At 45.5% G+C, this 5,614-nt stretch carries 2 protein-coding genes; both read right to left on the bottom strand.

The annotated features are described in order from the left end of the window. Nucleotides 1–1,650, bottom strand: a 1,650-nt coding sequence (locus QA601_18530) for a C25 family peptidase propeptide domain-containing protein (GenBank protein ID MDG5817101.1), incomplete at its 3' end; no start/stop codon positions are given. Nucleotides 1,651–1,901: 251 nt separating this feature from the next. Next, entirely contained in the window at nucleotides 1,902–5,300 is a 3,399-nt protein-coding gene (locus QA601_18525; protein MDG5817100.1) for a homocysteine S-methyltransferase family protein, read from the bottom strand. Nucleotides 5,301–5,614: the final 314 nt, after the last annotated feature.

Genomic DNA, 5,614 nt, shown 5'->3' with positions numbered 1-5,614 from the left:
AATATCTCCGGTTTGGCCAAACGTATCACCGTAAATCAAAGATGCCTCTGACTCATTCTGAGGAATGCGAAAGACGTATACTTCTTCCTCTTCACCTCTGTCGAAGCTGTATCGTTTTACACTATTTTCTCTATCAGAAAACACTTCAAGGCGCAGATCACCATTTCGATTGCCTGCAGCCAGTTTCTTTGGATACCGAAAATAGATACCATACAGTTCATAGAAAATTGTAACGGTATCGGACCAGTAATCTATTGAAAGCCTGTTTTCAGTCCACTGGTCTATAGTAAACCATATATCTGAGCAGTTGGTACAAATCTCATTATTTCCAATTGATGCAGAAATGTCACCTGCACCGCGGTTTCTGAAATGTTCGACAAATTGAACATCTACTGAGTTTTCCTGCTCAAGCCCCGGAAGATCAATCAGTTTGCTCCAGGACTGATTGTTTACATCAAAGCGTCGGTATATATAATCGATCCCTCCCTCTTTATACTGCATTGAGCGACTCTGTGGTCTTCTCAGTAGTACCTTGTTCATGAAATTGTCAACTGTTTGAACCGGTTCAGAAGGCTGCTCAAAGGTTTCCATCTCACGTGCCGGGCTATCTTTAGTCGTAAGCCAGTAGGTGCGGTAGTCACTATAACGATTGATCTTCATTTCAAACTCATTGGTTCCTTCATTATAAACCCAGTCTGAAGCGCCGCTAACACATGCAAGCGCGTAATCCTGTGACTCTACCGGGCCAAAGGGATCATCTGAAACCCGTAAAAGCGGAATTTCAAACATCCCTGCCGGAATCTGTCCTTGGGCAGGAACACTTAGATCCATTTCCCCCTTATGTGATGCGTAGAGTGCAACTTCTGACATCCTGACCTCCGGCCCAAAAAGCTCAAAGAGATCATCACCAGTTATCTTTACTATCCCATTTTCCAGAGTCGTAGCTTCATTAAACCCACTATGACCGTCTCCAACTTTAAAAGAGTAAACACTACGGTTTCTACTGAAAGGAAAATCTTGCGCAGCAGCTTTCCTTAATCTCCCTGCCCTGCTCCAGCCCCGGGCAGTAGCAAAGTTTACCATCAGATTGTCTACCATGCGATTGTAATCAGACAATACCCCCGGAGACGAGGATGAGCGGTGCTGAGAAGGTGGAAACCGTACCGAAATTGTTGCTTCACGAAGCATAGAAACATTCTGGCTGTTTTCGTCATACTGAAAGGGACGTACCACCACTCTTGCAGCCCTGTAGTTTCTAAACGTAGTATACTGAGGTTCACTGACCCAGACATTTTGGTATTCAACATCCGATACTCCATCAGACCTTGAACGCTTAACAGGATTGTTCAGTTGCTTACGGTTTATTGCACCCACCGATACATCTACATCGATCTCCCCCTCCTGTGGCACACCAATGAAGAGAGTATAGGAAGGAAGGTAGGGCTCACCACTATCACTGCTAAAAGAGTTGGAGCCGGAAAATGATAAGTGCGTATATGAGCCATCTGCTGTTTTTACAGTAGCTGTATCGAACTCTTCAACAGTAAATGTAAAGGTAAGTCTTGATGGGGAGTCTTCTGTCACTGTTACCGGACTGCTTAAAACAGAGAAAACACATCCTAAAATTATCAGTAAAATTTTCTTACTCATAAATGGACCGACTTCGTATTCTTGAGGTTACAATAATTTCTCCTGATACCCAAAGAACCGTGAATAATCTCGCAGTCAAACCCGATCCTCTTTATTCTGTCAAACATTCTCTTTTCCTGCTCAGGAGTGAAACTTCTTTCCATTTGAATAATCATCCTGACGACTCCAATCGGTTCTTTTTAAGGAAACATGGTATCGTTGCCCCTTCCAAACCCATTTTTTGCCCAAAAAAGAGCTCGCTACCGAAGCTATCACCCCAGGTACTGTGCTGCTCTGTTACGTATATACAGCCCTATAGTTGAGTGCTCAGGGACCATCTGAAACCCCTCGGTCACACTGATCCCCAGTCGCTCTTCAACCCCCAGAATCTCAATCAGCTTCTTTTGCTCCTCAAGCCCCGGCATCCCGGCGTAACCGAAACTGTAGCGCTTCCCTACATCCATATCCAGCCCAAGGGCCCGTCGTATCTCTACCGTTATCTTCTCAGCCAGTGTCTCGACCATGTAGTTACCAAGAGCATTAAGGTAGTACCCATCACTGTAGCGATCTTCACTATTCATAAGCTGAGCGGTTCTCTCACTAAGCTTTGCGCCTATCGTTACAGCCTGCACCCCAATAATATCACCCCCTGGATTTATATAATCGATAAGAGAGCGTCCGGTTTTCTCTCCTCGTTTTAGCTTAAATGATACCAGCTCAGTATGAAAATCCCCCGGATCAAGAAAAATCAGGTCATCATTATCGGTGATAACAGGGAAAAAGCCGTAAAAGCCCCTTGAATCCACAAGGTCATTATCCACTATTTCACTCTCCAGGCGCTCTAATACAGGGCCAAACTCCTCTGTTTTTGCACTGTTATAATCACTGGTGCTTAGCTTTCCCCCACCCCACCAGGCCTTAAACAGTTTCTCCCTGTTTAGACTTTCAAGTACCGATTTACTATCCCATACGAGGATTTCACCGGTGCCGTAGAAGGTTGGTTCAATATAGGGTTCATCATGCACGATCTGTTCTGTTGAGTCGATTGGTGAAGTCTTGGGTTGTTTTGGGGAAGGTTCAGCCCCCGTTTCCTTTTTTGCTGAAGGTTCTTTCAGATGCTCAAGTACATTGGACGCATCGAACGCATCTTTTGCATAGTACACCCCACCTTTATACTCACTTCCATCTTCAAGCAGTGCTATTTGAGACGCAAACTCTTTGTTTACCGCCGCGCCACCTATGATAAGCGGTACACTGATACCTTCACGGGCAAACTCCTCGACACAGTGTGCCATTTGTCGCGAAGTGGTAACAAGAAGAGCCGAAAGCCCTACAGCATCAGGTTTCTCTTCTTTGACCTTTTTAAGTATTTCCTCAACCGGAACCTGTTTACCCAGGTCAAGGACTTCATAGCCCTGATTCTTAAGTATCGAGCCGACCAGATTCTTCCCAATATCATGCACATCGCCGTAAACAGTGGCAATGATAAGTTTACCCTTGAACGTGCTTCCTTCACCTTTGAGATACGGTTCAAGAATTGAAGCCGCCTTTTTCATCACCTCTGCAGCCTGAAGCACAAAGGGAAGTATCATCTCACCGCTTGCCATCTTCTCACCAACCTCACTCATCGCAGGAAGAAGTATTTTATTTAAAATATTCACCGCTGAGTGATTTTTAAGAAGCTCATCAATTGTCGTGTCAAGAGAGCGGCTGTCACGATTTATCACCGCGTTTCTAAGCCTCTGCTCAGCACTAAGGGCCACCTCCTGTGCTTTACCCTGAGTTTTTTTCCCGGACACCACCTTACTTTTCTCAAAGTGTTCGATAAAATTCATAAGCGCGTCGGGACTTCGGTTGAATAAAAGATCCTCACCCAGTTTACGAAGCTCAGGTTCATAGGTTTCCACATCATCCATGTGCAAAGGATTATAGATCGCCGCATCAAGACCAGCGTTTACAGCGTTGGTGAGCATGAGATTGTTAAGAACACGTCTGGCTGGTGGTTTAAGTCCAAACGAAACATTACTAACCCCCATCACAGTCCGTACCCCCGGCATCTCCTTTTTAATACGTTTAAGAGCTTCCAGGCTCTCAAGCGCTGCTGAAGCAGAAGCACTGTCACCGGTTGCAAGGGTAAATACCAGAGGATCGATATACAGATAGTGTTCCGGGAGTCCGTATTCACCACAGGCCAGATCACGAAGTTTCTTTGCAAGCTCAAGTTTTATGTCTGCTGTTGAAGCCATTCCTTCATCATCTATTGTCAAAGCCACCACCGGACAGGCAAAATCCCGTGCAAGGCTTAAAATCTGACGTGCCTTTTCACACTTATACTCCAGATTGATAGAGTTTATAAGTACTGAACCGGGATTTTTCTTTAGCGCAGCCTCCATCACTTCAGGCTCAGTGGTATCGACACAAAAAGGAATACCGATTCGGTCTTTTAGATGATCGATGAGCGTGAGCATAGATCCTTTCTCATTCTCTATCTCATTTGCCGCCATGCACAAATCAAGCAGTGCGCTTCCGTGGTTAACCTGATTCAGCGCGATCTGATAAAGCTCATCATAGTTTTTTGCCGCGGCAAACTCCCTGGTCTTTTTTGACCCCTGAGTATTGAGCCGCTCTCCTATGATACGGGGGATCTCCACTCTCTCCAGATCGATTCCCGAAATACCGGTTGAAAGATAACAGGTTTTTTGCGGCAATGACCTCCCGGCAACCTTTTTACCCTCGAGGGCCCGGGAAAGCTTTTCGATATGCTCAGGTGATGTTCCGCAACAACCACCTACTATACTTACCCCAAGCTCTGTAACCATAGGTGCAACCTTTTTGGAAAAGGTTGCAGGATCCATATCATACACCGCCTTTCCTTCTATATTGAGAGGCAGTCCTGCGTTGGGTAAAATCGATATCGGTAGGGGTGATAACGTAATCAGATCTTTCACAATGGGTAACATTTCATCGGGCCCGGTGCTGCAGTTAAGACCAAGTACATCGGGTTTCATTGATGCAACAGCACCCATAAATGCTTTGGTATCGGAGCCAAGAAGCATATGCCCTGCTGCATCCATAGTTACCTGCACCTGCAGGGGAATTGTTGTGCCCACTTCCGACATCAGGGACCTGAGTGCATAGATTGCTGCTCTGACCTCGAGCAGATCCTGTGATGTTTCAATAAGAAAAAGATCAACTCCCCCATCAAGAAGGCCCCGTCCCTGTTCTTTGAATATCTCAACAAGCTCATCAAAGGTGATCTTTGAAAGCGTTTCATCGGTCGATGAAGGCAAAAAACCGGTCGGCCCTATGGAACCACTCACAAAGGCCGGTTTTGAGGGATTGGCAGAAGTGATACTTTCACGCGCAACGGTAGCAGCTGCTTTGTTTATCTCATAACATCTATCCGCAAGACCAAACTCCTGAAGCTTGGGTCTGCTGCCACCAAACGTATTGGTTTCTATAATATTTGCGCCGGCACGAAGATAGGAACGGTGAATTTGTCCGATGATATCAGGACGGGTTAAATTCAAATATTCACAACACCCTTCATGTGCTCCATAATCCTCTTTTTGAGGATTCATCTTCTGGATCTCTGTTCCGGTGGCTCCGTCATAAATCAGTGGGATACCATTTTTCACCATTTGGAGGTAGTTTGGTGATGATAATTCCATTATAGCGATTCCTGACCTTGGTTTGAGGTTTAGTATTATAGAATATAACCCTTTAAAATAAATAGTGGCAGGGCAGGTAATCAGCTCTACCCCCAAATGAACCCAAACAAATTCATAGTGTTGTAACAATGTAATAGGTTTGGGGAGGTACTTCGGATGTTCTCGCGGGGAGGAACATTTTGCATTTGGGATGCGGAATATAGAAAGTAGGATTTTTATGGGGCTAAAGGCGATGGATTGGGTCACCCCCGGGCGTCAATGGTGAAAGCGTGGGAGGATCCGTTTGGGGGGACCCTTAGGCTATGATCGCGGGA

This window comes from Chitinispirillales bacterium ANBcel5 (assembly GCA_029688955.1).
Classification (GTDB): Bacteria; Fibrobacterota; Chitinivibrionia; order Chitinivibrionales; family Chitinispirillaceae; genus Cellulosispirillum; species Cellulosispirillum alkaliphilum.
Note: the sequence above shows the minus strand (reverse complement) of the source record. Positions and strands in the feature narration are given on the sequence as shown.